Here is a 23,026-nt window from a genome sequence, read left to right on the forward strand (position 1 = left end):
ACCACCGGTGCCCCGACACCGGCGAAGGCCGGCTCGACGCCATCGGCGCCGGGCCGGCCTTCGCCGGTGATACGTCCCTCAAGGGCCGAGCTTGCTGCTCGACGGAGCCGGTCAGTCCGTGCCGAACTCCATCGCCGCGCGATCCAGCATCTCTTCGTCGCCGGAGACCTCGCCACGGGAGGCGATGGCCTCGGCGCCACCCTCCGGCATGGAGCCGATCAGCCCGGTCGCGGCCGCCTGGGCGGCGCCGATGGCGGGATTGGCGGTGCCGATCAGGCCGAGCCCGGCGTACTGCTCCAGCTTGGCGCGCGAGTCGGCGATGTCGAGGTTGCGCATGGTGAGCTGGCCGATCCGGTCCACCGGGCCGAACGCCGAGTCCTCGGTGCGCTCCATGGAGAGCTTGTCCGGGTGGTAGCTGAACGCCGGGCCCGTGGTGTCGAGGATCGAATAGTCCTCACCACGCCGCAGCCGTAGCGTCACCTCGCCGGTGATGGCCGCGCCGACCCAACGCTGCAGCGACTCGCGCACCATCAGCGCCTGCGGGTCCAGCCAGCGGCCCTCGTACATCAGCCGGCCGAGGCGCCGTCCCTCGCTGTGGTAGTGGGCGAGGGTGTCCTCGTTGTGGATCGCGTTGACCAGGCGCTCGTACGCCGCGTGCAGCAGCGCCATGCCGGGCGCCTCGTAGATGCCGCGGCTCTTGGCCTCGATGATCCGGTTCTCGATCTGGTCCGACATGCCCATGCCGTGGCGACCGCCGATGGAGTTCGCCTCCATCACCAGGTCGACGGGGGAGGTGAACTCCTTGCCGTTGATCGTCACCGGACGACCCTGGTCGAAGCCGATCGTCACGTCCTCGGTGGCGATCTCGACCGAGGGGTCCCAGAACCGGACGCCCATGATCGGCTCCACGGTCTCCACGCCGGTGTCCAGGTGCTCCAGGGTCTTGGCCTCGTGGGTGGCGCCCCAGATGTTGGCGTCGGTGGAGTACGCCTTCTCGGTGCTGTCGCGGTACGGCAGGTCGTGGGCGAGCAGCCACTCCGACATCTCCTTGCGGCCGCCGAGCTCGGTCACGAAGTCCGCGTCCAGCCAGGGCTTGTAGATCCGCAGGTGAGGGTTGGCGAGCAGGCCGTACCGGTAGAACCGCTCGATGTCGTTGCCCTTGAAGGTCGAGCCGTCACCCCAGATCTGTACGTCGTCCTCGAGCATCGCCCTGACCAGCAGGGTGCCCGTGACGGCGCGGCCCAGGGGAGTGGTGTTGAAGTAGGCGCGCCCGCCCGAGCGGATGTGGAACGCCCCGCAGGTGAGCGCGGCCAGGCCCTCCTCGACCAGCGCCGCGCGGCAGTCGACCAGGCGCGCGATCTCGGCACCGTAGGTCTTCGCCCGGCCCGGCACCGAGGCGATGTCGGGCTCGTCGTACTGGCCGATGTCGGCGGTGTAGGTGCACGGGACGGCACCCTTGTCGCGCATCCACGCGACCGCGACCGAGGTGTCGAGCCCGCCCGAGAAGGCGATGCCGACGCGCTCGCCGGCGGGAAGGGAGGTGAGGACCTTAGACATAGGAAGAGTATGCATCATCTCGCATGGTCATGCAAAGCGTGGATTCGGCTCGGATCCCGCCGGTAGGGAATGAGGGCCGGTGGAGGCGGGACGCGCGTCCCGCCCCGGGGCCATGTCTGGATGTGACAGAGAACCGTCATTGCGGCCACGAGGAGCCGCCGTGAGGATGTGTGCATGCCCCTTCCCCACCGTGTCGTCATCGCGGTCTTCCCCGATGTCGATCTTCTCGACGTCACCGGCCCCGCCGAGGTCTTCGCGCTGGCCAACCGGGAGACCGCCGGCCGCGCCGGCTACCAGGTCCGGCTGGCCGGGCCGGCCGCCGGCGCGGTGCGGACGTCGGCGGGGGTACGGCTGCTGGCCGATCTCGCCTTCGACGAGGTCGGCGGCCAGGTGGACACCCTGCTGGTGCCCGGCGCGGTCGACATGACCGAGGAGGGCCCCGTCGCCCGCATCGACCCCGAAGTCGTGGCATGGGTGCGGGCGACCGCCGACCACGCCCGGCGAGTGGCCTCGGTGTGTGTGGGAGCGCACCTGCTGGCAGCGGCCGGGCTGCTCGACGGGAAGACGGCGACCACCCACTGGTCGACCGCCGCCCAGCTCGCCGCCGACCACCCGGCGGTCACGGTCGACCCCGACCCGATCTTCGTACGCACCGACCGCGGCCGACTCTGGACGGGCGCCGGCATCAGCGCCTGCCTGGACCTCGCGCTCGCCCTGGTCGCCGAGGACCAGGGCGAGGACGTCGCCCTGGCGGTGGCCAGGCAGCTGGTGATGTACCTCAAGCGGCAGGGCGGCCAGAGCCAGTTCTCCGTGCCGCTCAGCCGGCCCGCCACCTCCCGCCGCGACATCGACGAGCTGCGGCTCTGGATCGCCGACCACCTCGACGAGGACCTGTCGGCGGAGGTTCTGGCGGCCCGGATGTGCCTGAGCGAGCGGCACTTCGCCCGTGTCTTCACACAGGAGACCGGCGCGAGTCCCGCCACCTACGTCGAGGCCGCCCGGGTGGAGGTCGCCCGGCGTCTGCTGGAGACCACCGACGGGCCGCTCGATCAGGTGGCGGCCGCGGCCGGGCTCGGCTCGGTCGAGACCCTGCACCGGGCGTTCAAGCGACAGCTGGCCACCACACCCGCCGCCTACCGCCGCCGCTTCCGTACACAGACCGTCTGACCCCCTCCCACCACCCCATCCTCCACCCCATCCATCGCTCGATCCCCTGAGCGGGCACGGCGGAGAGCTTCGCCATGCCTCGTTCCTCCATGAAAGGCGCCCCATGAACACGAACCGGCCGACGATGAACCCGACCCAGCCGTCCATGCACACGACCCGGCCCTCCATGACCCTGCGCGATGTGATCGGCCTGGACAACCAGCCGCCCCGGCTGAGCGAGTCCGCCCTCATCATGATCGACTTCCAGAACACCTACCGATCCGGCGTCATGGCCCTGGAAGGCGCCGAGGAGGCCCTCGTCGCCGGCGCCCGGCTGCTGGAGCGCGCCCGCGCCGCGGGCACCCCGGTCGTCCACATCATCAACGACGGTGGCGTGGACACCCCGTACGACATCCGCACCCCCATCGGCGCCATCAGCGACGAGGTCGCCCCGGTGGACGGCGAGGCGGTCGTGGTCAAGCAGTTCCCGAACTCCTTCCACGCCACCGACCTGGAGAAGACGCTGACCCACCTGGGCGTCGAACCCGGCAGCGGCAAGAACCTCGTGCTGGCCGGCTTCATGACGCACATGTGCGTCAACTACACCGCCCAGGGCGCCTTCAACCTCGGCTACCGGCCCACCGTGGTCGCCGAGGCCACCGCCACCCGCGCCCTCACCACCCCCGCCGGTACCGTCCTGCCCGCCGCCGGCCTCCAGGCCGCCGCCCTGACCGCGATCACCGACCTGTTCGGCATCGTGGTTCCCACCGTCGACTCCCTCCCCGCCTGAGCATGAGCCGGTGATGCGCGGCAGGATCACACCCTGCCGCGCACCCGGCCTCGGGAGGGCAGGGGGCCTTCGGCCGACCCGCTGCAGCGTCGTTAGGGTTCGGTCCCATGACCGACCGCGTTCTGGAACTCCTGCGCACTCGCCCCGATCTCGCCGAACTGGCCGCGTTCCCCTTCGGCTTCGATGTGAGCCGGGCCTACCACGTCGAGGCGGTGCACCTGGCGTCCGGTGCCTCGCTGGAGCCGATCGCCGGCGACGACACCGGAGGCACCTACTTCCTGTGCGGGGGAACGGCCGTCCTGCACGCGTCCTCCGAGGGAGACGCCGTGCTGATCGCCGACAGTGTGGGCGAGGCACTCGAGATGCTCGTCCGGCTCCCCGAGTGGTGCGAGAACCTCTCCGCCGACCTGGACGAGCAGGACCTGCTCGCCGCGATCCGTGCGGCCGACGACGAAGCGCGGGAGGAGTTCGCCCCCGAACTGGACGCGCAGCGAGCGGCGTTGATCAGCGGTCTGGAACTGCCGGACCGGCCGCTGGTCGAACTCCTCGCTCTGTCGGAGTCGGCCGCCAGGCGCACGGAGCCGGACTACGTCCTGCTCAACTCCCACGACCTCTGCGCCTACCGGTTGGACGAGGCCTTCCGGCAGCCCCTGCGCGACATCGTCCTCGGCCCGGGACGGGACGTGCTGGAGCGGATGCGCGTCGGCGACCTCGGCGCGCGGGAGGAGGTGGCCGCCGATCCGGTGCTGCGGGCGGGGGTGCTGAGGGCAGCGCAGTACGACCGCCGTGACGGCGACCTGCCGCTGCTGCGTCTTCTGCTGCGTCTTCTGCTGGAGTGCGAGGAGGCCGAGCGGACCGAGTGGTTCGAAGAGCGGCGCCTTGCCGCGGTGCTGGTGGCCGCGCACGGGCAGGACCAGGACGCTCCGCTCCTGCGGTCGGCCACCGCGGGCCAGGTCACCGAGGGTGCCGGAGCCGTGGAGTGGGCTCGCGCGGAGGAAGTGCGGTGGCACGGGCGGGACAAGGACGCGGAGAGCGAATTCACCTGGATAGAGCTGGCCCGCCGACAGGGCCGTGTCGAGCATGCCCGGGTCGCGCTCCTGCGCATGCTGGACGACACGGGCCCGGATGGGGACCGGCTCCGGAAACTGAGTCGCGCGCTGGAGCGCATCGGCGACCACGCACAGGCGGCCCGCGCCCAGTTCAACCTTCTCGCGCTCCAGGACACGGCAGGGGACCGGGCCTCGGAGGCGTACGTCCTCGCCCGTCTGGAGCGCCTCAAGGGCGACCTCGCCGCCGCGGGGCGGGCGCTGGAGCGGGCACGGGCGGCGCTCGGCGCGGAGGATGGCGGCACGCCGGACGGATCGGCCTCCTTGTGGCACCGCAGGGGTCTCGGCCGACTGGTCACGGAGCAGCACCTGGAGCTGACGCTCGCCGCGGCCGAGGCGGGGGACACGGAACTCGCCCGTGACGCCATGGCGCACGGCAGGCGTCTGCTGGACGCGGTCGACAAGGGGTCGGCCGAGGCGCTCAAGGGTCTGTCCACCCGGGCGAAAAGGGCGGTGACCTGAAGAGCGGTGACCTGAAGGGCGGTGACCGAGCTTCACCTGCCCGGCGCCTGAGACCGGATACGCAGCCCGGCCCGGAACCTCGTCAACGACCACGCCGGCTGAACACCACCCCTCCACGCTCTAATCGGCGGCATCCCACGGGGGAGGGCCGGTCCCGTCGGTCCAGGCGGCGAGATCGTCGTGGTCGAAGCAGTGGATGCCGCACTGCTCCGCGTACTCGGCCGCCGGCTGGGTGAACTCGCCCGTGGTGACGACGGCCGCGACGGACGCCTCGTGCACCGCGTAGCACGTACCGCCGAACCTCTGCACCTCCTGCGAACCGACCCTGTTGACCGGGCCGTAGCGTTTGCACTGTATGACGACACGCCTTCCGTCCGGCGCCGTCGCGATCACGTCGGCGCCCAGATCGCCGGCGCCGCCCACCACCTGGACGTCACGGCAGCCGTCACGTTCACACAGGGCCGCGACGGCCTGCTCGAAGGCGTCGGGATCCATGGCCGCGTAGTCGTCCGCCTCGACACCGGAGGCAGGTACGGCGATGACGGGTACCGGGACCTCGGGCGGCCTCTTCCGCCCGATCGCTGTGCGTCGGCTGCTCGCGCTCTTCAGCATCGCCGCGGCGACGACCAGAATCGCCACGACGGCCACCGCTGAGGCGGGCTCACGAACCGCTGCTCGGGCGACCAGCCTCAGGATCAGGCCCGCGGCACACAGCAGGACGGCGACGAGGCCGAAGAACAGCACCGACTGCCGCAAACTGAACGCTTGTCTCTCTCGCGCGCGTCCTTCGCGCTTGACGGGAGCGGTCATATCCGCCCGCCCCCGCCACCACTGCCACCGGTGGTCACCCCATCAAGATCGCTCATGTCCGCCGTCTGCCCCGGCTCCGCGACTTCAACAGCCCGACGCCGCCACGTCGTTGCCTCCCCGGCGTCCGGCACGGGACGTCACCGTTGTTCAGCCGGGCAGTCCCTCGAGCTCAGTCGGGCAGTCCCTTGCGAACCGCCCCGCTCTGTGCGGCCGCCGAGTGCAACGCCCGCAGGGCGACCAGGAGCACGCCGATGTCGTCCAGATAGACCGGGTCAGGGATCAGGTCGATCGGTGAGACCGTGTAGACCACCGCCGCCCAGAACAGAGCCTTGGACCGCAACGGGACGCCGGCGTCCAGCAGCAGTTTGCGGGCCCGGAAGACGCGTACGAGCAGAACGGCCGCGCATCCCGCCGCGACGAGCGCGAGTAGCACGGCCACGATGATCCAGAGGGCGCTGTCCATATCGCTCTCCTACCCCGTCCTCTGCCCCGGCCCGCTCCGGGCGCGCGTCGGCGGTGTCAATAGGGTGACTCCATGTCTGCCACGCCGAGTTCCACGAAAACCGCCGCCGCGCTTCGAACAGCAGCACGTGTCTCCGCCGAGTCGCTGCTCGTCCTCGTGATGGCCGCGGTGACCCTGTGGGTCCTGGGCCGCATGTGGTCGGTCGTCTGGCCGCTCATCGTGGGCCTGTTCCTCACCACCCTGACCTGGCCCCTGACCCGCTTCCTGCGGCAGCGCGGGTGGCGCCCCGCCCTGGCCGCGGCGGTCGTCACCGTGCTGTTCCTCCTGGTCGTCACGGGCATCGTCGCGCTGATCGCGGTGCCGGTGGCCTCCCAGTCCGGCGAGCTCGCCGACGGCGTTGTCGAAGGCATCCAGAGGCTGCGCGAGTGGGCTGCCGGGCCGCCGCTGAACACCGGTGACGACCAGATCACCGGTGCACTCGACGCCGCGGTCGCCCGCATCCAGGACAGCGTCGGCAGCATGGTCACCACCGTCGTCTCGGGCGTGAGCACCGTGATCAACGGCCTCGTCACCGCCGTCCTGGCCCTCTTCCTGATGTTCTTCTTCCTCAAGGACGGACCGCGGTTCCTGCCGTGGCTCACCCGCCAGCTCCCCGGCCGGCTCGCCGTCGACGTCCCGATCGTGGCCGCGCGCGGCTGGGACACCCTGGGCGCTTTCGTGCGGTCCCAGGCGTTCGTCGGCCTGCTCGACGCCGTCTTCATCGGCCTCGGCCTGTGGATTCTGGGTGTGCCGCTGGTGCTTCCGCTGGCTGTGCTGACCTTCGTCTCCGCGTTCGTGCCGATCGTGGGCGCTCTGTTCGCCGGTCTCGTGGCCGTACTCATCGCGTTGGTCTCGAACGGCCTGACCGACGCCCTGATCGTTCTGGCGATCATCGTCGTGGTGCAGCAGCTCGAAGGGAATGTGTTCCAGCCCATGATCCAGAGCCGGGGGCTCGGCCTGCACGCGGCGGTCGTCCTGCTGGCGGTGGCGCTGGGCGGCAGCCTGGCCGGCATCGTGGGCAGCCTGCTCGCCGTACCGGCGGCCGCACTGATCGCGGTGGTCTGGAACTACCTGCGCGAGCAGCTCAGCGAGCCCCCGCAGGAACCGGAGACCGACGAGCGGGGAGCAGGATCCGGCCCGGCGGCTCGAACGGATGTTACGTCAGCGTAACTTACTGGTGGGTTACTTGCGGTAGGTGAACACTGCTAGTTTGCGGCTCAACTGCATGGAGCAGAGCGAGGAGTGAGCCTTGAGCCGCATACGAGCCCGTTCGCGTTCCCCCATCGCCGATGACGACCGAGCGACGACGTCCCGGGCGGCCTCGCCCCGACACCGGCCCCCATCAGGGCGCCCGCACCTGACCTGGGCCGTCGTCGCCGCGATGGCCTGCGTCAGCCTGACCGCCGTGCCCGCCTCCGCGTCCGCACGGTCGGGGTCGGCGTCGGAGCCCGTGGTCTCCCGCGGGGTGACCATCCCCGCCTTCTATACCCCGCCTTCCGAACTCCCCGCTGCCGACGGCACATTGATCCGCCACGAGCCGCTGCCGCTCGGGCTGAGCCTGCCCGGCCTCGACGGCCGCCCGATGCCGGGCACCGCGACCCGGCTGATGTACAAGTCCACCGACTCGTCCGGACGGCCGGTCGCCGTGACGGGCGCCTACATCGAACCGTCGACGGCCTGGAAGGGAGACGGCCCCCGCCCCTTGGTCGCCCTGGCCTCGGGCACCATGGGACAGGGCGACCATTGCGCGCCGTCCCTCACACTGCAGCACCCGCTGACCCTGGGCGGCGAAACCGTATCCGTCGGCTACGAGATCCTGGCGATCTACCGTCTCCTGGCGACCGGTGCGGCGGTGGTCGTCACCGACTACGTCGGTCTCGGCGCGACCGACCGCCTCCACACCTACGTCAACCGTGTCGACCAGGGCCACGCCCTGCTGGACGCGGCCCGCGCGGCGCGCACCGTGCCCGGCGCATCGGTCACCGCCGACTCCCGCACCGGCCTGTACGGCTACAGCCAGGGCGGCGGCGCCAGCGCGTCGGCCGCTGAACTGCAGCCCACCTACGCACCCGACGTGAAGCTGGCCGGTACGTACGCCGGCGCACCACCCGCCGACCTGGCCGCGGTGATGAAGGGCATCGACGGCAGCGCCCTCGCAGGCGCGCTGGGCTGGTCGATCAACGGCTTCACCCAGACCGACCCCGACCTGCGGGAGGTCGTCGAGGCCAACGTCAGCGCCACAGGAAGGGCCGCGCTCCAGGACATCTCGACGATGTGTGTCGGTGACGCGATCTTCGGCTACGGCTTCAGCGAGAGCGCGGAGTGGACCGTCGACGGCCGGTCCTTCGGGGACATCATCGCGGCCGATCCCCGCGCCCAGGCCGTGCTGGCCAGACAGCGCATCGGCACCCTCAGGCCCGCGGGCCCCGTGCGCCTGGCCACCGGCGTCCAGGACGACATCGTCCCCCACGCACAGGCGCGACAGCTGGCCGTGGACTGGTGCCGCAAGGGCGGAAGCGTCACGTACGAGGCCGTCGACCTGCCGAACCTCGGCGACAAGATCCTCACCAACCACCTGGCGCCCCTCATCACCGACCAGGGCGATGCGATCTCGTGGCTGACCGACCGACTCGCGGGCGAGCCGGCCGCCTCCAACTGCTGGACCATGCCCTTCCAGCGCTGACCCGACACCAACCGCGAGCTGCCCGCCTCCGGGCCGATGACCCGGAGGCGGAGGCGGCGACAGAGCGCCTTTAGGCGTTCGCCTCGACGAGCCCGGCCCTCTCGTCCGCTGCGGCGGGAGCCACGGCAGACGCCGGCGCCTGGTCGGAAGAGGCCTGCGGCTTGGTGTACATGACCGAGCCCTGCTGATTCGACCGCTCGATGAGGTCCTTCTTGGCCATCCGCTCCAGGGTGTTGCGGATGACCTGGTCGGACGTCGAGCGCTCCGGGTGAAGCGCCTCGAGTTCGGCACGGATCTCGCGGACCGTGCGGGGCTCACCGACCTGGCGGCCCAGGACCACCTCGACGAGCTCCTGCAGCGAGGGCTGCGAGACCTTCTTCGCTGAACCCGCCGACGCCGTGGTCTTCTTCGCCGCGGGCTCCCTGGCAGGAGCCGAAGGGGCGGCAGCCTTCGGCGTCTTCGCGGCGGTGGTCTTCGCCTTGACGGTGGTCTTCCTCGCCACCCCCCTCGCGGCACCCGACTTTTCGGCGCCCGTCCGTTCGGTGCCCGCCTTCTGAGCCCCCTTCCTCTTGGCGTTCGTCCGCTTCGCACCGGGCTTCGCCGCGGCCGTCCGACCGGGACCCGACTGCCTCGGCTGCGGAACGGCCGCCTCCTCCACCACATCCGGCTCCGCCGCGACGCCTTCCCGCACGGACACCGCCACACCCGCGGTCTCCGAGGGCTCACCCACCCCCTGCGCCGGCACGGCGCTCTGCATCTCGGCCAGCCACTTCTCCTCCGTCTTGAGCTGCTCCAGGCGAACCTGGAGCGCCTCGAGCTGCTGGACGATGCCGTCCTGCTCGCCGCGGTTCTTCTCGAGATCGGCGGCAAACCGCTCCGCGTACACGCTCTGAATGGTCATGCGGCCCACTCTCCCTGTACTGGTGGTGTGTTGCTGCTGCCGGATGCTACTGACCGCGGCGAGGTCATACGTACTGTCCTTCGGCGCAGACACTCGAACGAAGGCCTTGAGACTCCACGGCCGAGCACCCTCGCCGGGCTGCTACCACCCTGCTACCTTTCCTGTATGAGCAGTGACAGGAAGCAGACCCAGCTCCGGCTGGCACCCGACGTCCTCGCCGCCGGCAAGGATGCCGCCGCCGCCCGCGGCCTGGACTTCAACAAGTACGTCGAGCGCCTCATCGCCGAGGACACCACCGGCGCCCGCGCGGCCGGCATGGCCGCCGCCCAACGCCTGATCGACGTCCACGGCGACTTCCTCGCCGATCTGGAATCCGACCTCGACAACCGGCACGCCCCGGCCCAGCAGAACCGGGGCGCCGCTGCGTGAGCATGTCCCTGCACGTCGACCTGTCCTGGATCCTGGAAGTCGCCGAACGCGCCGGCCGGCACGACCCCGCTGCCGACGATCTCGGAGTCCCGCTCGCCGCCGTGGCCCGCCACCGCGCGGAACTCCTCGAACAGCCCGTGTACGGCGGTGCGTACGCCCGGGCGGCGGCCCTCGTCCACACCCTCGGCCGATGCCGCTGGCTCGAGCGCTCCAACCTCACCGTCGCCTGTGCCGTCGCGGTCATGTACCTGAGCGCCAGCGGCATCGCCGTCGACCCCACCCGGGAACAGCTCACCGCTCTCGCCCGCGAGCTGTACGACCCCCGCTGCACGGCGGCACGGATAGCCGAGCACCTGCGTACCTGGGCGCCCTGACCCGGGGAGCGGCCCGGCCTCGCGCCGGATCGGGCGCCGGGCCGGGCCACCGTATGTCCCCCTCGTGGGATCAGGAGGTGACCGTCAGCGGCGGGCAGGCCGGGTCCAGGCGGAGGCGGGACAGATCGCGGCCGACGAGGGCCCACCCGTTCCAACTGCCGGGCTCGAACGCGAGCTGCGGGTTGGTGTACCACTCGTCGCCGAGCCCGGTGGCGATCACCTGCGGGTCCGTGAGACCGGGGCCCAGCAGGTGCACCTTCCCGCCGTCGAAGTACGTCGAGGTGAACACCTTGTCCTGGTGCACCTCGATCTCGCCGTAACCGGGCAGCGTCCCCCTGTCGAGCACCTGCCGGGTCTGCGGATTCATCGTGAACCATCCGGCGTTGCGCTTGAACACGCCGTAAAGCACGCCGTTGTGGACCTTGATGTCCTGCACGGTCTGGTTGCCCGCCACCGGGTCCGTCTCCCACAGGAGCTTCTTGGCGTTCAGGTCGAAGGCGCCGACGCCGGCCGCGCTGTTCCACTGAGCGGGGTCGCCGCCACCGCCGCCCCGGACGTCGCCGCCCAGATAGACGATGCCGTCGGGGCCGAGGCTGAGACTCATCAGGCTCTCGTTCGGGAGCACGTTCACGTACGGCTCCGTCGTCCCGGTGACCGGGTCGACGACGGTCAGCGCGCCCACCGTGCTGGTGCCGAGCGGCGCGGGGGCCACCAGGAGCCGGTCGGTGGCCAGGTCGTACTCCATGTCCCACGGACGCTGCTGCCCGCTCGGCAGGAAGGCGAGTTCGCGTACCGCGTCGTCCCGTGTGGGGTCGATCTCGACGATCCGGCCGCTCGGGTAGATCGCCGCGTAGATCTTCTCCCCGCGCTGGACGAGCGCCTTCGGCTCGCCCGGCACCCAGACGGTGCGCTTCGTAGGGGCGACGGGGTCATGGACGGTCACGTTGAAGTGGCCGCCGACCCAGACCTTGCCGTCGGCGGCCCGCAGGATCGACTGGGGACGCTCGCTTCCCTCGCTCAGGCCGGCCTTGAGCAGGTCGGTGTAGGTCGACTGCTCGGTGTCGACGTCCATCTGCCACACCCCGCCGCTGCCGGAGAAGCCGGTGAGCGTGGTGCCGTCGAGGAACAGGCCCCGGGTCTCCTCACCGGCCTTCGGAGCCGGGTACCACTTCAGGGGCTCCGCGGTGCGGTAGCGGGCGACGAGCCCGTTGGGGCGGGTGGAGACATACGCGCTGTAGTCCGCGGCCAGGCCGATCGAGTCGACCGACCTCCCGGCACCCAGATCGACCTTGCGCAGGTCGGTGCCGTCCGTCTTCACGTCGAACAGCTGGCTGCCGCTGCCGGCGCGCACGCGGGTGCGGCCGATGGAGACGGTGGAGAACCCGCCGGCGTTCGTGGCGAGAACACGGGTCGTCCTGGTGGACCGGTTGATCGCCAGCAGCTTGCCGGAGTCGAGCAGACCGGCGTAGACGTTGGTCGCGTCCGCGGCGACGGCGCGCACGTAGCGCTCGCCGGTGGAGAGGACCCCGAAGTCCTGAGCGGCCCCGGTGGCGGGGTTGTACTCCCACACACGGCCGCTCGGATAGGTGCCTGCGTAGACGACCCCGTCCGGGGCGGTGGCGAGACTCCATATGAAGCCGCCCTCACCGCCGAAGGTCTTCAGGTGCACGACCTTGCCCGTGGCGGGGTCGAACCGGTACAGGCTGGGGTCGATGTAGGTACCGAGGTAGATCTTGCCGCCCGACACCGTCATGGCCCACGCGCCCTCGGGCGAGCCGGCGCCGGGGCCGGGGCCGTCGGGAAATCACCGTCTCCCTCAGGACGGTGCGGGTCGCGAGGTCGTACTCGGCGAGCACCGGGGGCTTCCGGCCGCGGGTGACGACGTATCCGCGCCCCTCGTGCACGACGGCGCCGACGATCGCGCCGGTGAGGGAGGCAGGGCCGAATCGCTCCACGGCTGGGCCGGTGCAGTCGGCGGCGGCCGCCGCACTCACCGGTGCGGCGGGTAACAGCACCGCCAGTAAGGCTGCGAGGATTGGCAGGAGCTATCGGCGCATCGAAAGACCTCCGGAGAAGTGCCTCTTCGGTGAAGACAGGAGAGGGGAAAGGGTTCCAACGAGACAGGCGAGGCCGCATCGTCAACTTCGCCTTATGGGGGGGAAGTGACAGACCGGCACCGCTCCGCGTCGGTGCACGATACCGACCACGTGCGAGGGCCTCCGGGCACGCCCCCGCCTCGCACCCCGAGGCGCAAGGACCTCTCCTCTCAGCGACCTGGGTGCTCCCCCGGGCCGTCCCGGCGCGGGGCCAGAGGCGTCGGTGAGAGGGTCGACGTCTCCTCCCCGGGTTCGAGCAGCGTGTCCGCCGCCCCGACGATGAGCGGATCGGGCTCACCCACCGCCTCGGGGTCCTTGCTCGTGTAGTCGATGCGCGACAGCAGGCTGCGCATGGCCTCCAGACGGGCTCTGCGCTTGTCGTTGCTCTTGACCACCGTCCATGGCGCGTATGCGGTGTCCGTCGCCCTGAACATGGCGACCTTGGCCGTGGTGTAGTCGTCCCAGAGGTCGAGCGAGGCGACGTCGGTGGGAGAGAGTTTCCACTGCCGCACCGGGTCCACCTGGCGGATCGCGAAGCGGGTGCGCTGTTCCGAGCGGGAGACGGAGAACCAGAACTTCATCAGATGGATGCCGTCCTCGACGAGCATGCGCTCGAACAGCGGGCACTGCCGCAGGAACAGCGCGTACTCCTCGTCGGTGCAGAAGCCCATCACCCGCTCCACACCAGCCCGGTTGTACCAGGAGCGGTCGAAGAACACGATCTCGCCGGGAGCGGGCAGATGAGCCGTGTAGCGCTGGAAGTACCACTGTCCCGCCTCCCGCTCGGTCGGCTTGTCCAGGGCCACGATCCGGGCGCCGCGCGGGTTGAGCCGCTCGGTGAACCGCTGGATGGTGCCGCCCTTGCCGGCGGCGTCCCGGCCCTCGCAGACCACGATCAGACGGGCACCGGTGTCCTTGGCCCACCGTTGCAGTTTCAGCATCTCGATCTGCAGGATCCGCTTGGCGCGTTCGTACTCGCTCCGCCGGACCTTGCGGTCATAGGGATAGTTCTCCCGCCACGTGCGGATCGGTTCGCCGGCGGCGCTGAGGAGGACGGGCTGTTCGGGTCGGCTCGCGTCCACGCTCAGACCGTTCAACAGGTCCTGCTGCTCCCCGGCCCCCTCGTCCGCTGCCGGCCGGTCCCCGACCGGCTTGTTCTCACCCTCCGCGCCGTTCGTCCCGCTCGCGTCGGTCACCTCACCCACCTGCCCACCTCGCTGCCTCGCCTTGCTGTCCCGCACCTGCTGTCCCGCTCCTGCTGTCCCGCTCCTTACGTGTGCTCCGCCCGCCGCCCACCCTCGCTCACGGCGACGCGCCCGGCCGGTGACCATGGCCCCTACGGGGTGTCGGGCCAGCCGTGCCACTCGCACAACAACACCGTGGCATCGTCGTTGAGTTTGCCGTCGTGGTGATCGAGGACGGCCCGGACCAGACGACGGAGCGTCTCCGGGACGGGGAAGCCGTCGGTCTGATGACGGATGACGAAGTCCACGAACTGTTCCGCGCCGAACTCCCGCCCCCTCCTGTCGCGGGCTTCGGTGATGCCGTCGGTGTAGAGCAGAAGGCGGTCGCCGGGCTGCAGATGCTCGCGGTGCACCGTGGCGGGAAGAGCGAGATCGGTGCCGAGGGGATGGGTCGGGGTGCCGGTCAGCGCGGTGATCCAGCGGGACTGCCGGATGAGGACGGGCGGGGGATGGCCGCAGTTGAGCCAGCTCAGTAGCCCTGTGCGCAGGTCCAGGTCGGCGAGGACCGCGGTGACGTAGCGTTCGTGGGCGAAGTGCTCGATCAGAGCCGCCTCGATGTGGTCCCGCGCCTGGCGCAGTCCGGCCCCCTGCCGTCTCTGGCTGCGGCAGGTCGCCATGGCCAGGTTGGCCGTCAGCCCTGCCGGGGTGTCGTGGCCCATGGCGTCGAACACGGCAAGGTGCGCGGTCGTGCCGGCGAGCGCGTAGTCGAAGGCGTCACCGGCGGTGTCGTAGGCGGGCTCCATCACCGCCGCGATGGTCACCGGCCGGCTGGCGAGCGTGCGCGGAGGCATGAGCGTCCACTGCATCTCGGCGGAGACCGACATGGGCTTGAGGCGCGCCAGACGGGCGTACGAGTCGCTGTGCGCGCGTTTGGACGCGAGCAGGAGGCCGATCAAGGAGGCCAGGCCCCGCATGTCCGCCAGCTGCACGTCGTCCGGGTCCCCGTCCGTCTGAAGGCTCAGGACACCGAGGCGTTCCGTCCCGTCGAGGAGGGGCAGCCAGTGCTGCCGCCGGCCGTCGACCGCGCTCGAGAGAGCCTCCAGACTCTGGAAGACCCTCCCGGCCAGGGTGCCGTCGATCCGCAGGCGCCCTCCGCCCTCACCGGCGTCGACTCCCTGACCCGTGACTTCGCACAGAACGTCCTCGCGCAGATCAGCGACGTAGACACGCGTCTCGTGGAAGCCGTTCACCGCGGCATGCCGCGCGATGATCGCCGGAAGCTCTTCGAAAGTCGCCAGATGGCTGGCTTGCAGGAGCCCCTCGAGCATACGGGGGTCACCCGGTGCTGCCATGATCGCCCTGCCGATCGGTCCGGCCCGGATCCGCTCACGGCCGAACGCCGGCAGTCACGCGGAAGCGAGAAGCCTGAGGAGGCTCTTTTCCAGATCCAGCCTAGCCCCGCCCACCTCGTCGGCGCTGATCAGACGCAGCGACCGGGTCATGTCGCGGAGGGCGGCGAGGAGGCGGCCGGGCCGGACTACGCCGAGTGACGGTCGGAGACCTGGTCCGGGTGCGTGGGCCGGGCTTCCCGCGCGAGCGGGGGCACGAGGGAGAGGTGGCGGGGGCGGCGCTGTGCGTGGCGGGGCGTATGGGTGGTGGCGCGGAGATGGTCCTCGTACTTGTCCAGGAGAAGGATCATGCCGAGAAGAAGCGGAGGCATGAGCAGGGCTATGGCGATCATGGCGGGCTCCCCGGAGTCGGGATGTTCTCTTTCTGTTCGGGTTGCCCCGGCGGGGGAGGGGACACGGGCGCCGAGTGAGGGAAGTGTGTCCGTTCGGTGTGCGCAATGAAGATCGCCCGGGGGCCGCGGAACCCTTGTCCGCCTTGCCGTCACCCGGCAGTCTTTACGTGTCCTTGATACCGCTGGCCGTACGCGTACGCCCTGCGCCCTGCGCCCGCGTGCACACCTTCGGCCGCGTCGGATCGGGGACGTGTTGTCCAGGCGTCGAGTACGGGGGAAAGCCATGGCGGAGCGGGAGATGGGCGAGGAGCACCTGGAGGGGTACACCGAAATCCTCACAGGTGCCTGCGCGACAGGAAGAAGACTGACGCGCGACGAGATCGACGCGCTGAGGCGCCGGGGTGAGCGGGCCGCCGAGGACGGTATCGGCCTGCGCGCCTTGGTCCGGGCGCACCTTTCCGCCGCCCAGGACCTGCAGCCGGAGCTGTCGCGCTCCGCCGCCGGCCATCTGCTCGCCACCGTCGCGCAGGCGGTCGACGCCTTCGCCGAGGGGCATGAGCGCGCCCAGCGCCTGGCGGTACGTCAGGAGGAGGCCGCCAGGCGGGAGTTCATCGACGACCTGCTCTACGGACGCAGCGATCTTGGCCGCCTCGCCGAGCGGGCCGAACGCTTCGGGCTGCTGCTCTCCCATGCCCACGCGGTGGCCGTGGCGCAGGGCCGGCAGCCGTACGGCGACGGATCCGCGGTCACGCGCGGTATCGAGTCGTCCCTCGTGACGCGTTTCGGGCACCGGCGCATCCTGCTCACCACCAAGGACGGCCGGCTGATCTGCGTGGCACCGGCGGACGAGCCGGACGTGCTGGCCTTCTTCGCGAAGCAGGCGTACGCGGCGACGGACGGCGGCCAGGTCGCCATCGGCCGGTCCCACACCGGCCCCGGCGGAGTCGTCCACTCCTATGAGGAGGCCCTCAACGCCCTGGACCTCGCCATGCGCATGGACCTGAACGACCCGGTCCTGCACGCCGCCGATCTCCTCGTCTACCCCGTCCTCACCCGCGACCGTCAGGCCATGGCCGACCTGGTGGTCAGCGTCCTCGGCCCCCTGCGGCAGGCACGCGGCGGTGCCCAGCCGCTCATCGACACCCTCACCGCGTACTTCGACACCGGATGCGTCGCCGCTGAAGCGGCCCGGAGGCTGCGCCTGAGCGTTCGGGCGACGACCTACCGGCTCGACCGAATCCACCGCCTGACCGGCTCCGATCCCAGCGACCCCGTGCACCGCTACACGCTGCAGACGGCCGTGATCGGTGCCCGTCTGCTGGGCTGGCCCGACCAGGAGCTCTGACGAGGCGAGAACGTCGCCGACATCTCATCGGTTTCCGAGCCGGGTCCTCGGCTTCCGAGCCGTGCCCCGGAGCCGTGTCCCCTCGCCTTCTCGGGCAGGTGGGAGAGGAATACCTCGGGTGCCTCGCCGAGCATGCCGTGCCCTCGGTGCCGCCCGATGATGGGTGGATGGATGTCGCGGAGGTACTCCTGCCGGGCGTGGGCCTGCGCTACGAGTTCACCAACCACCGGGGCGAGCGGATCGGCGTCGTGACCCGGCGGTCGGGTGATGTCGAACTGGTCGTCTACGAGAGGGACGACCCCGACGAGGGGCGTACCGTGCTCGAACTCAACGGCGAAGAGGCCGACACGGTCGCGGAGATCCTCGGGGCGCCGCGGATCGCCGAGCGCTTCGCCGACCTGACCAAAGAAGCCCCCGGGCTTCGTTCAGGGCAGGTCGAGGTCCGTGCCGGCAGCCCCTTCGACGGCCGCCCCCTGGGCGACACCAGGGCACGGACCCTGACCGGGGCATCGATCGTGGCGATCGTCCGGGGAGAGGAAGTGATCGCCTCGCCCACCCCGCAGGACGACCTCCACGGCGGGGACGTCCTCGTGGTCATCGGTACCCACGAGGGCATCGCGGGCGTGGAACAGATCATCCAGGGCTGAGCGTGCACACACCGGTCGCGCTCCTGCTGGAGCTGGGCGTCATCCTCGCCGCCCTGAGTGTCCTGGGCACGCTGGCGCGGCGCTTCACCCTCTCACCCATTCCGCTCTACCTGCTCGCCGGCCTCGCGATCGGTGAAGGGGGCATCGCCCCGGTGCCCGCCGCGGGCGGGTTCGTCGAGACCGGTGCCACCATCGGGGTGGTCCTGCTCCTGCTGGCGCTGGGCCTGGAGTTCTCCCTGCCGGAGTTCGCCGTCGGCATGCGGCGGCACGTACCGTCCGCCCTGGCGGATGTGGCAATGAACGCCACACCGGGGGCGGTGGCCGGCTGGCTGCTCGGGCTGGACGGCATCGGGATCCTCGCTCTGGCGGGCGCCACCTACATCTCCTCCTCCGGCATCATCGCCCGGCTCCTGGCCGACCTGCGCCGCCTCGGCAACCGGGAGACCCCGGCAGTCCTGTCCGTCCTGGTCATGGAGGACTGCGCCATGGCCCTCTACCTGCCGGTGCTCGCCGTACTGGCCTCCGGCGGCCAGTGGTGGCAGGCGGTCCTGGGCGTGCTCGCCGCGGTCGGCGCCGTTCTGGCCGCCTTCACCGTCTCGTACCGGTGGGGGCACCATGTGGGCAGACTCGTCTCCCATCCGGACGCCGAGCAGCTCATGCTGAGGGTGCTCGGCCTGACACTGATCGTCGCGGCTCTGGCCGAACTCGTCCACGCCTCCGCCGCCGTCGGCGCGTTCCTCGTCGGCCTCACCCTCACGGGAGAGACCGCCACGCGCACCCGTGACGTCCTCAGCCCGCTGCGCGATCTGTTCGCCGCCGTGTTCTTCCTGGCCATCGGTCTGTCCATCGACCCGGGCGACCTCCTGCCGGCCCTGCCCACGGCTCTCGCCCTGGCCGCGGTCACCATCGTGACGAAGGTGGTGACCGGTCGCTTCGCCGCCTCGCGGGACGGTGTGGGGCGCCGCGGGCAGCTGCGTGCCGGAACCGCGCTGATCGCCCGCGGCGAGTTCTCCCTCGTCATCGTCGGCCTCGTCGGCACCATGCACGACTCCCTCGGCCCGCTGGTCACCGCCTACGTCTTCATCCTCGCCATCGCGGGCCCCGTCCTGACGCGCCTGGCCGGCGCCGTACCCCTGGGCAGGAGGCAGCCACCCGTAGCCGACGCGCAGGACGGCGCGGCGTGACCTCGGGAGCGGCTCGACGTCCTGGCCCTGGCGGAGCCCCGCGGAGCATGTCGCGTCCCACGTGGCCGAGTTCCCTCGCACGAGAAGCGGCATGAAGAAGGCGTGAACACTGCCGGAATCCGGCAATGAACGGCTGTGCTGTTCCGTGGAACCATCCCGAGCGGAGGCTCGTCCTGCGCTGTTCTGCCGGCGATCAGGGTCCTCGTCTCGGGTCGACTGCCGTCCGGCCTGTGCGGACAAGGGGGGAGATGGGCGTGCTGCCGCACCACCACGCACACGGGGAGCCGGCCGGGCACATGGTGGTCTGCGGCGACGACGGTCTCGCGCACCGGCTGGCCGCCGAACTCCGAGACGTCTACCGTCAGCGGGTCGTCCTCGTCGTACCGGGCGAGCCGGACGAGGGCCTCGCAGGAATCGACGCGCCCAGGGTGTCACGCACCGCCGTACTGATGAACAGGTTCGGGACGGTCACGGCGCGATCGGGCGCCCGGCCGCCCGAGGGGACGAGCGGCGGCATGCCCCTTCCCGTACAGCGAATCCTGTCGTCGTCGCCCAGCGAGCAGGCCTTCCTGCGCGCCGGAGTGGACCGGGCAGCGGCGCTGGCTCTGCTGTACGAGGACGACGAGACGAACCTGCGTGCCGCGCTCGCCGCGCGCCGACTGAGCCCGGAGCTGCGGCTCGTGGTCCGTATGTACAACCGCAAGCTCGGGCTGCACCTGGAGGAACTCCTCGACCAGGCCGCCCTGGTGGCCGCGCCGGGCATCGACCGCGCCGTCCTCGACGCCTCCACGACCGTCCTCTCCGACGCGGACACCGCTGCCCCCGCGCTCGCGGCCACCGCCGTCGCCGGTTCGAGCAAGGTCGTCCAGGCCGACGGGCTGCTCCTGCGCGCCGCCGAACGCACGCCGCCGGGCCGGGGCGAGGTGACGGACCCCGGGCTGTGCACCCTCGCCCTCCTGTCCTCCACCACGACGGACCCGGCCGGCGCGGAGGGTTCGGACAGCAGTGGAGCACAAGGCCCCCAGCTCCTCCCCGACGATCTCACGGTGCGGAGCGCGGCCGGGCGCGGCAGCGTCGTCCTGGAGACCGTCCGGTACGCCGGCCCCGCCCTGCCCCCGAGGCGTCTCGCCCGTCGGTGCGCGCCCCTGCGGGAGCTGTTCTCCAGCCGCCTTCGCCGGGCGCTCGCCGGCATCGTCGCCTCGGTGCTCGCCCTGACCGCGGCCGCCACCCTCGCCACCGACGCCAACCCCCTCCACGCCGCCTACCTCACCCTGCTCGACCTGTTCTCCATCGGCGACCCAGCCGTCGGAGAACCCCTCTCCCGCCAAGTGCTCCAGCTGCTTTCGGGCCTCGTCGGCCTGGCCCTGCTGCCCCTCCTCGTCGCGGCCGCACTGGAAGCACTCGGCACCTTCCGGGGCGCAGGAGCCCTGCGCCGGCCGCCTCGCGGCCTGTCCGGCCACGTCGTCCTTCTCGGCCTGGGCAAGATCGGTACCCGCGTCCTGTCACGGCTACGTGAACTCGACATCCCGGTGGTCTGCGTCGAGGAGGACCCGGACGCCCGCGGCCTCCCCCTCGCCCGCAGCCTCGGCGTCCCCGTCGTCCTCGGTGACGTCACCGAGGAAGGCGTCCTGGAATCCGCCAAGGTCCACCGGGCGCACGCCTTCCTCGCCCTCACGAGCTCCGACACCACCAACCTGGAGGGCACGCTCTACGCCCGTACCGTCAAACCGGATCTGCGGGTCGCCCTGCGCCTGTACGACGACGACTTCGCCACCGCCGTCCACCGCACCCTGCGCGCGGCCCACCCCGACGCCCTCACCCGCAGCCGCAGCGTCTCGCACCTCGCGGCGCCCGCCTTCGCCGGAGCCATGATGGGCCGCCGGGTCCTCGGCGCCATCCCCGTCGAACGCAAGGTGCTGCTCTTCGCCGCGCTCCTCGTGGGCGACCATCCGCAGTTGGACGGCCGCACCGTCGCCGAAGCCTTCCGCCCCGGAGCCTGGCGCATCCTCGCCCTGGACACCGCCGCCCCCACGACCCGACGCCCGGACCTCGCCTCCGCACACCAGGACGGCGAACCACACCAACTCCTGTGGGACCTCCACCCTGGCTACGTCCTCAGGCCGCAGGATCGCGTCGTCCTGGCCGCCACCCGCCGAGGCCTCGCCGAGCTCCTCGGCTCCTCTCCGCGGCGACCGGCCTCATGAGACGCGACTCACGGCCCGCCGACCGCATCAGGCACGCGTGCACACATGCGTGCTCGTACTGCCCGAGGGCTCGATGTGGCGGATGGTGAGGACGTTGTCGGCGTAAGCGACCGCGAGGCGTTGTCCGTCCCCGGTGCTCCTCGTGCCCGGCGGCTGCCACGGAAGGGAGAGCGTGAAGCCGTCGCTCACGAGCTCCGGGACGCTGTGGGCCTGGGTGCCCGATTCGCGGGTCAGGGCGTCCGGCCCTTGATAGACCTCGATCGCCAGGATGCCGCCCCCGTGCAGCCGGTAACCTCCCTGCCACGTCCCGCCCTCCGTGCCCCAGTCGATGGACCAGGAGGACAGGTCGACCGTGCCCTTGCCGCGGGCCACGTCGCCGCCCGGTGTGGTCGACTCGATGGTCCAGGCGCCCCGCACGAACGCCTCGAACGAGCGGTCCAGCACGCCTCGTTTCGTCGGGGTGGCCGAGGGCGGGGAGGAGGGCGGCGCCGGTGACGAAGGAGGGTCGGACGGAGTCGCCGGGGAGGCGGTGGCCGTGCCCGTGCGGGGGGCTGCGGAAGGGCCCGAAGTGGCAGCCGGCTTCTCCTTGCCGGTGCATGCCGCCATCAGTGATGCTCCGACGCCGATCGCCAGATAGCGCAGCGCGTTACGGCGGCCGATGAGTTTCGCCGCCGTACGGATGTCACGAACTGCCATTGGTTCCCCCTGAAGCCGATGTGGATCAAGGAGAGTGTAGGGGGACGCGATCATCGCGCCCTGGGGGCTGGTCGGCGTGGAGCCATGCCCCGAGCGGCCGTTGGGAGCGGTCGGTGGCATCGATGTGGATGCGGTGGGCGAACAGGGGAGCGCCTGGTCAGCGGCCCGTCGCGCTCGTGGACGTCGAGCGTCGAGCGAGTGGGGCCGTCCGCCGCGGGTTTGCCCCTCGGATAAGCGGCAAGCCGAACTGGCGAGCGCTCTGCATGCAGTGACGAACAGCCAGCCAGGAGTCACGATCCAGGAAGGCAGCCATGTCGACCCTGACCACAGTTCTCACGATCGCGGCGGTGATCGCCGTGATCGCGGTGCTGCTGGCGGCCGGTGTCCTGCTCCGGGCCCGCAAGGGCACGGGCAGCGGCACGCGCTCGCTCAAGCGGCGCTTCGGCCCCGAGTACCACCGCACCCTCGAACGCCACGGCGGCGATACCGAGGCCGCCCACCACGACCTGCGTGAGCGGGTCGAGCGGTACGGCCGCATCCGGCCGCTGCCGCTGGAGCGTGCCGTCCGAGAGCAGTACGCCGCTCAGTGGACGACGCTTCAGGAGCGCTTCGTCGACGCCCCTCGGCAGGCCGTCGCCGACGCCGAGCAGCTCCTCGCGCGGATCGCGGCGACCCGGGGCTTCCCGGCCGGCGACCGGCGCGACGAGCAGCTGGCCGCTCTGTCGGTGCACCACCCGCGCGAAGTGGAGGGCCTGCGTACGGCACGCCGGGCCGCGCACTCCGCTTCCGCGTCCACCGACGAGCTGCGCGCGGCCCTGATCCACGCGCGTGCCCTGTTCGAGTCGATGACGACGGCCGGACCGGTGACCTCCGTCAAGGCCCCTTCGCACAAGGCGTCCCAGCAAGGCCTCCGGCACCTGCTCAGGCCGAAGGGAAGTGGCGTGTGATGGCGGGCGAGAACCGGGACCTGGGGGTACGGGGCGGGAGTGGAGGCGATCCTCGGCGCGAGCCGGCGGCCCCCGCGTACCCGGACCCGACGGTCGGCGGTGGTGACGGACGGGCCCGCACCGAGGGTGGGGGAGACCGGTCCGGGGCCGCACCGGCCCCCGGTGTCGGCCACCCCGCACCGGCCCCCGGCGTCGGCCACCCCGCACCGCCCGCGCCCGCAC

The 23,026-nt window shown here is 71.3% G+C and carries 20 protein-coding genes and 2 pseudogenes; 13 read left to right on the plus strand and 9 right to left on the minus strand.

From position 1 onward, the window contains the following. Positions 1-111 precede the first annotated feature (111 nt). Positions 112-1,557 (minus strand): argininosuccinate synthase, encoded by a 1,446-nt coding sequence (gene argG, locus J7E93_RS36240; RefSeq protein ID WP_215074292.1) that lies wholly within the window; start codon positions 1,555-1,557, stop codon positions 112-114. Positions 1,558-1,731: 174 nt separating this feature from the next. Between argG and J7E93_RS36245 the strand changes: the two genes are divergently transcribed. The 3 genes from J7E93_RS36245 (at position 1,732) to J7E93_RS36255 (ending at position 5,061) form a co-directional block, all read left to right on the plus strand. Then, positions 1,732-2,724, plus strand: coding sequence for a GlxA family transcriptional regulator (locus tag J7E93_RS36245; RefSeq protein WP_215074293.1), 993 nt, complete (start codon positions 1,732-1,734; stop codon positions 2,722-2,724). A 145-nt stretch (positions 2,725-2,869) separates the two neighbouring features. Further along, positions 2,870-3,493 (plus strand): cysteine hydrolase family protein, encoded by a 624-nt coding sequence (locus J7E93_RS36250; protein WP_215074307.1) that lies wholly within the window; start codon positions 2,870-2,872, stop codon positions 3,491-3,493. A gap of 107 nt (positions 3,494-3,600) precedes the next feature. Then, positions 3,601-5,061: a hypothetical protein gene (locus J7E93_RS36255; RefSeq protein WP_251067577.1), complete on the plus strand. Its 1,461-nt coding sequence runs from the start codon at positions 3,601-3,603 to the stop codon at positions 5,059-5,061. 120 nt (positions 5,062-5,181) lie between these two features. On the opposite strand, the gene J7E93_RS36260 is transcribed toward J7E93_RS36255, so the two are convergent. After that, on the minus strand, positions 5,182-5,871 hold the full coding sequence (locus J7E93_RS36260; protein ID WP_215074294.1) for a restriction endonuclease: 690 nt from the start codon (positions 5,869-5,871) through the stop codon (positions 5,182-5,184). A 169-nt stretch (positions 5,872-6,040) separates the two neighbouring features. Further along, on the minus strand, positions 6,041-6,334 hold the full coding sequence (locus J7E93_RS36265) for a YkvA family protein (protein ID WP_215074295.1): 294 nt from the start codon (positions 6,332-6,334) through the stop codon (positions 6,041-6,043). Between the two features lie 72 nt (positions 6,335-6,406). Here J7E93_RS36265 and J7E93_RS36270 point away from each other — a divergent pair, with 72 nt between their 5' ends. Both J7E93_RS36270 and J7E93_RS36275 read left to right on the plus strand, forming a co-directional pair. Next, positions 6,407-7,543 carry an AI-2E family transporter gene (locus J7E93_RS36270; RefSeq protein WP_215074296.1) on the plus strand — a complete coding sequence of 379 codons (1,137 nt, stop codon included), beginning with the start codon at positions 6,407-6,409 and terminating at the stop codon, positions 7,541-7,543. Between the two features lie 211 nt (positions 7,544-7,754). Next, positions 7,755-9,056 (plus strand): lipase family protein, encoded by a 1,302-nt coding sequence (locus J7E93_RS36275; RefSeq protein ID WP_215074309.1) that lies wholly within the window; start codon positions 7,755-7,757, stop codon positions 9,054-9,056. A gap of 70 nt (positions 9,057-9,126) precedes the next feature. Here J7E93_RS36275 and J7E93_RS36280 read toward each other — a convergent pair whose 3' ends face one another. Then, positions 9,127-9,957, minus strand: a complete 831-nt coding sequence (locus tag J7E93_RS36280) for a hypothetical protein (protein ID WP_215074297.1) — start codon at positions 9,955-9,957, stop codon at positions 9,127-9,129. Positions 9,958-10,122: 165 nt separating this feature from the next. Here J7E93_RS36280 and J7E93_RS36285 point away from each other — a divergent pair, with 165 nt between their 5' ends. Continuing rightward, on the plus strand, positions 10,123-10,386 hold the full coding sequence (locus tag J7E93_RS36285; protein WP_215074298.1) for a hypothetical protein: 264 nt from the start codon (positions 10,123-10,125) through the stop codon (positions 10,384-10,386). Positions 10,387-10,388: 2 nt separating this feature from the next. After that, entirely contained in the window at positions 10,389-10,760 is a 372-nt protein-coding gene (locus J7E93_RS36290) for a fic family toxin-antitoxin system, toxin component (RefSeq protein ID WP_215074310.1), read from the plus strand. A 70-nt stretch (positions 10,761-10,830) separates the two neighbouring features. Here J7E93_RS36290 and J7E93_RS36295 read toward each other — a convergent pair. From J7E93_RS36295 to J7E93_RS36310, 4 genes and pseudogenes are all read right to left on the minus strand, one after another. After that, positions 10,831-12,540: pseudogene (locus J7E93_RS36295) on the minus strand (hypothetical protein); the annotation flags it as partial. 486 nt (positions 12,541-13,026) lie between these two features. Beyond that, complete coding sequence (gene ppk2, locus J7E93_RS36300; protein ID WP_251067580.1) at positions 13,027-13,956, minus strand: polyphosphate kinase 2; 930 nt, start codon at positions 13,954-13,956, stop codon at positions 13,027-13,029. 236 nt (positions 13,957-14,192) lie between these two features. After that, positions 14,193-15,368, minus strand: coding sequence for a PP2C family protein-serine/threonine phosphatase (locus tag J7E93_RS36305; RefSeq protein WP_215074300.1), 1,176 nt, complete (start codon positions 15,366-15,368; stop codon positions 14,193-14,195). Positions 15,369-15,577: 209 nt separating this feature from the next. After that, complete coding sequence (locus J7E93_RS36310; protein WP_215074301.1) at positions 15,578-15,781, minus strand: hypothetical protein; 204 nt, start codon at positions 15,779-15,781, stop codon at positions 15,578-15,580. A 283-nt stretch (positions 15,782-16,064) separates the two neighbouring features. Between J7E93_RS36310 and J7E93_RS36315 the strand changes: the two genes are divergently transcribed. The 4 genes from J7E93_RS36315 (at position 16,065) to J7E93_RS36330 (ending at position 21,161) form a co-directional block, all read left to right on the plus strand. Beyond that, the gene (locus tag J7E93_RS36315; RefSeq protein WP_215074302.1) at positions 16,065-17,126 is read left to right on the plus strand and encodes a CdaR family transcriptional regulator; all 1,062 of its coding nucleotides are present in this window, start codon (positions 16,065-16,067) and stop codon (positions 17,124-17,126) included. Between the two features lie 167 nt (positions 17,127-17,293). Then, entirely contained in the window at positions 17,294-17,773 is a 480-nt protein-coding gene (locus J7E93_RS36320; RefSeq protein WP_215074303.1) for a cation:proton antiporter regulatory subunit, read from the plus strand. Between the two features lie 2 nt (positions 17,774-17,775). Then, complete coding sequence (locus J7E93_RS36325) at positions 17,776-18,957, plus strand: cation:proton antiporter (protein WP_215074304.1); 1,182 nt, start codon at positions 17,776-17,778, stop codon at positions 18,955-18,957. Between the two features lie 296 nt (positions 18,958-19,253). Beyond that, the gene (locus J7E93_RS36330) at positions 19,254-21,161 is read left to right on the plus strand and encodes a TrkA family potassium uptake protein (RefSeq protein WP_215074312.1); all 1,908 of its coding nucleotides are present in this window, start codon (positions 19,254-19,256) and stop codon (positions 21,159-21,161) included. Positions 21,162-21,188: 27 nt separating this feature from the next. On the opposite strand, the gene J7E93_RS36335 is transcribed toward J7E93_RS36330, so the two are convergent. Beyond that, positions 21,189-21,857 carry a hypothetical protein gene (locus J7E93_RS36335; RefSeq protein ID WP_215074313.1) on the minus strand — a complete coding sequence of 223 codons (669 nt, stop codon included), beginning with the start codon at positions 21,855-21,857 and terminating at the stop codon, positions 21,189-21,191. Positions 21,858-22,168: 311 nt separating this feature from the next. Here J7E93_RS36335 and J7E93_RS36340 point away from each other — a divergent pair, with 311 nt between their 5' ends. Beyond that, positions 22,169-22,804: a hypothetical protein gene (locus tag J7E93_RS36340; protein ID WP_215074305.1), complete on the plus strand. Its 636-nt coding sequence runs from the start codon at positions 22,169-22,171 to the stop codon at positions 22,802-22,804. Next, positions 22,804-23,026, plus strand: a pseudogene (locus tag J7E93_RS36345) (hypothetical protein); the annotation flags it as partial. The gene J7E93_RS36340 and the pseudogene J7E93_RS36345, both read left to right, overlap by 1 nt.

This window comes from Streptomyces sp. ISL-36, assembly GCF_018614205.1.
Taxonomy (GTDB): domain Bacteria; phylum Actinomycetota; class Actinomycetes; order Streptomycetales; family Streptomycetaceae; genus Streptomyces.

Bases quoted from the DNA above. Each gene is read 5' to 3' on its own strand.
- argG (WP_215074292.1), bottom strand. From the start codon at position 1,557: ATGTCTAAGGTCCTCACCTCCCTTCCCGCCGGCGAGCGCGTCGGCATC.
- J7E93_RS36245 (WP_215074293.1), top strand. From the start codon at position 1,732: ATGCCCCTTCCCCACCGTGTCGTCATCGCGGTCTTCCCCGATGTCGAT.
- J7E93_RS36250 (WP_215074307.1), top strand. From the start codon at position 2,870: ATGCACACGACCCGGCCCTCCATGACCCTGCGCGATGTGATCGGCCTG.
- J7E93_RS36255 (WP_251067577.1), top strand. From the start codon at position 3,601: ATGACCGACCGCGTTCTGGAACTCCTGCGCACTCGCCCCGATCTCGCC.
- J7E93_RS36260 (WP_215074294.1), bottom strand. From the start codon at position 5,871: ATGACCGCTCCCGTCAAGCGCGAAGGACGCGCGCGAGAGAGACAAGCG.
- J7E93_RS36265 (WP_215074295.1), bottom strand. From the start codon at position 6,334: ATGGACAGCGCCCTCTGGATCATCGTGGCCGTGCTACTCGCGCTCGTC.
- J7E93_RS36270 (WP_215074296.1), top strand. From the start codon at position 6,407: ATGTCTGCCACGCCGAGTTCCACGAAAACCGCCGCCGCGCTTCGAACA.
- J7E93_RS36275 (WP_215074309.1), top strand. From the start codon at position 7,755: ATGGCCTGCGTCAGCCTGACCGCCGTGCCCGCCTCCGCGTCCGCACGG.
- J7E93_RS36280 (WP_215074297.1), bottom strand. From the start codon at position 9,957: ATGACCATTCAGAGCGTGTACGCGGAGCGGTTTGCCGCCGATCTCGAG.
- J7E93_RS36285 (WP_215074298.1), top strand. From the start codon at position 10,123: ATGAGCAGTGACAGGAAGCAGACCCAGCTCCGGCTGGCACCCGACGTC.
- J7E93_RS36290 (WP_215074310.1), top strand. From the start codon at position 10,389: ATGTCCCTGCACGTCGACCTGTCCTGGATCCTGGAAGTCGCCGAACGC.
- J7E93_RS36305 (WP_215074300.1), bottom strand. From the start codon at position 15,368: ATGCTCGAGGGGCTCCTGCAAGCCAGCCATCTGGCGACTTTCGAAGAG.
- J7E93_RS36310 (WP_215074301.1), bottom strand. From the start codon at position 15,781: ATGATCGCCATAGCCCTGCTCATGCCTCCGCTTCTTCTCGGCATGATC.
- J7E93_RS36315 (WP_215074302.1), top strand. From the start codon at position 16,065: ATGGCGGAGCGGGAGATGGGCGAGGAGCACCTGGAGGGGTACACCGAA.
- J7E93_RS36320 (WP_215074303.1), top strand. From the start codon at position 17,294: ATGGATGTCGCGGAGGTACTCCTGCCGGGCGTGGGCCTGCGCTACGAG.
- J7E93_RS36330 (WP_215074312.1), top strand. From the start codon at position 19,254: ATGGTGGTCTGCGGCGACGACGGTCTCGCGCACCGGCTGGCCGCCGAA.
- J7E93_RS36335 (WP_215074313.1), bottom strand. From the start codon at position 21,857: ATGGCAGTTCGTGACATCCGTACGGCGGCGAAACTCATCGGCCGCCGT.
- J7E93_RS36340 (WP_215074305.1), top strand. From the start codon at position 22,169: ATGTCGACCCTGACCACAGTTCTCACGATCGCGGCGGTGATCGCCGTG.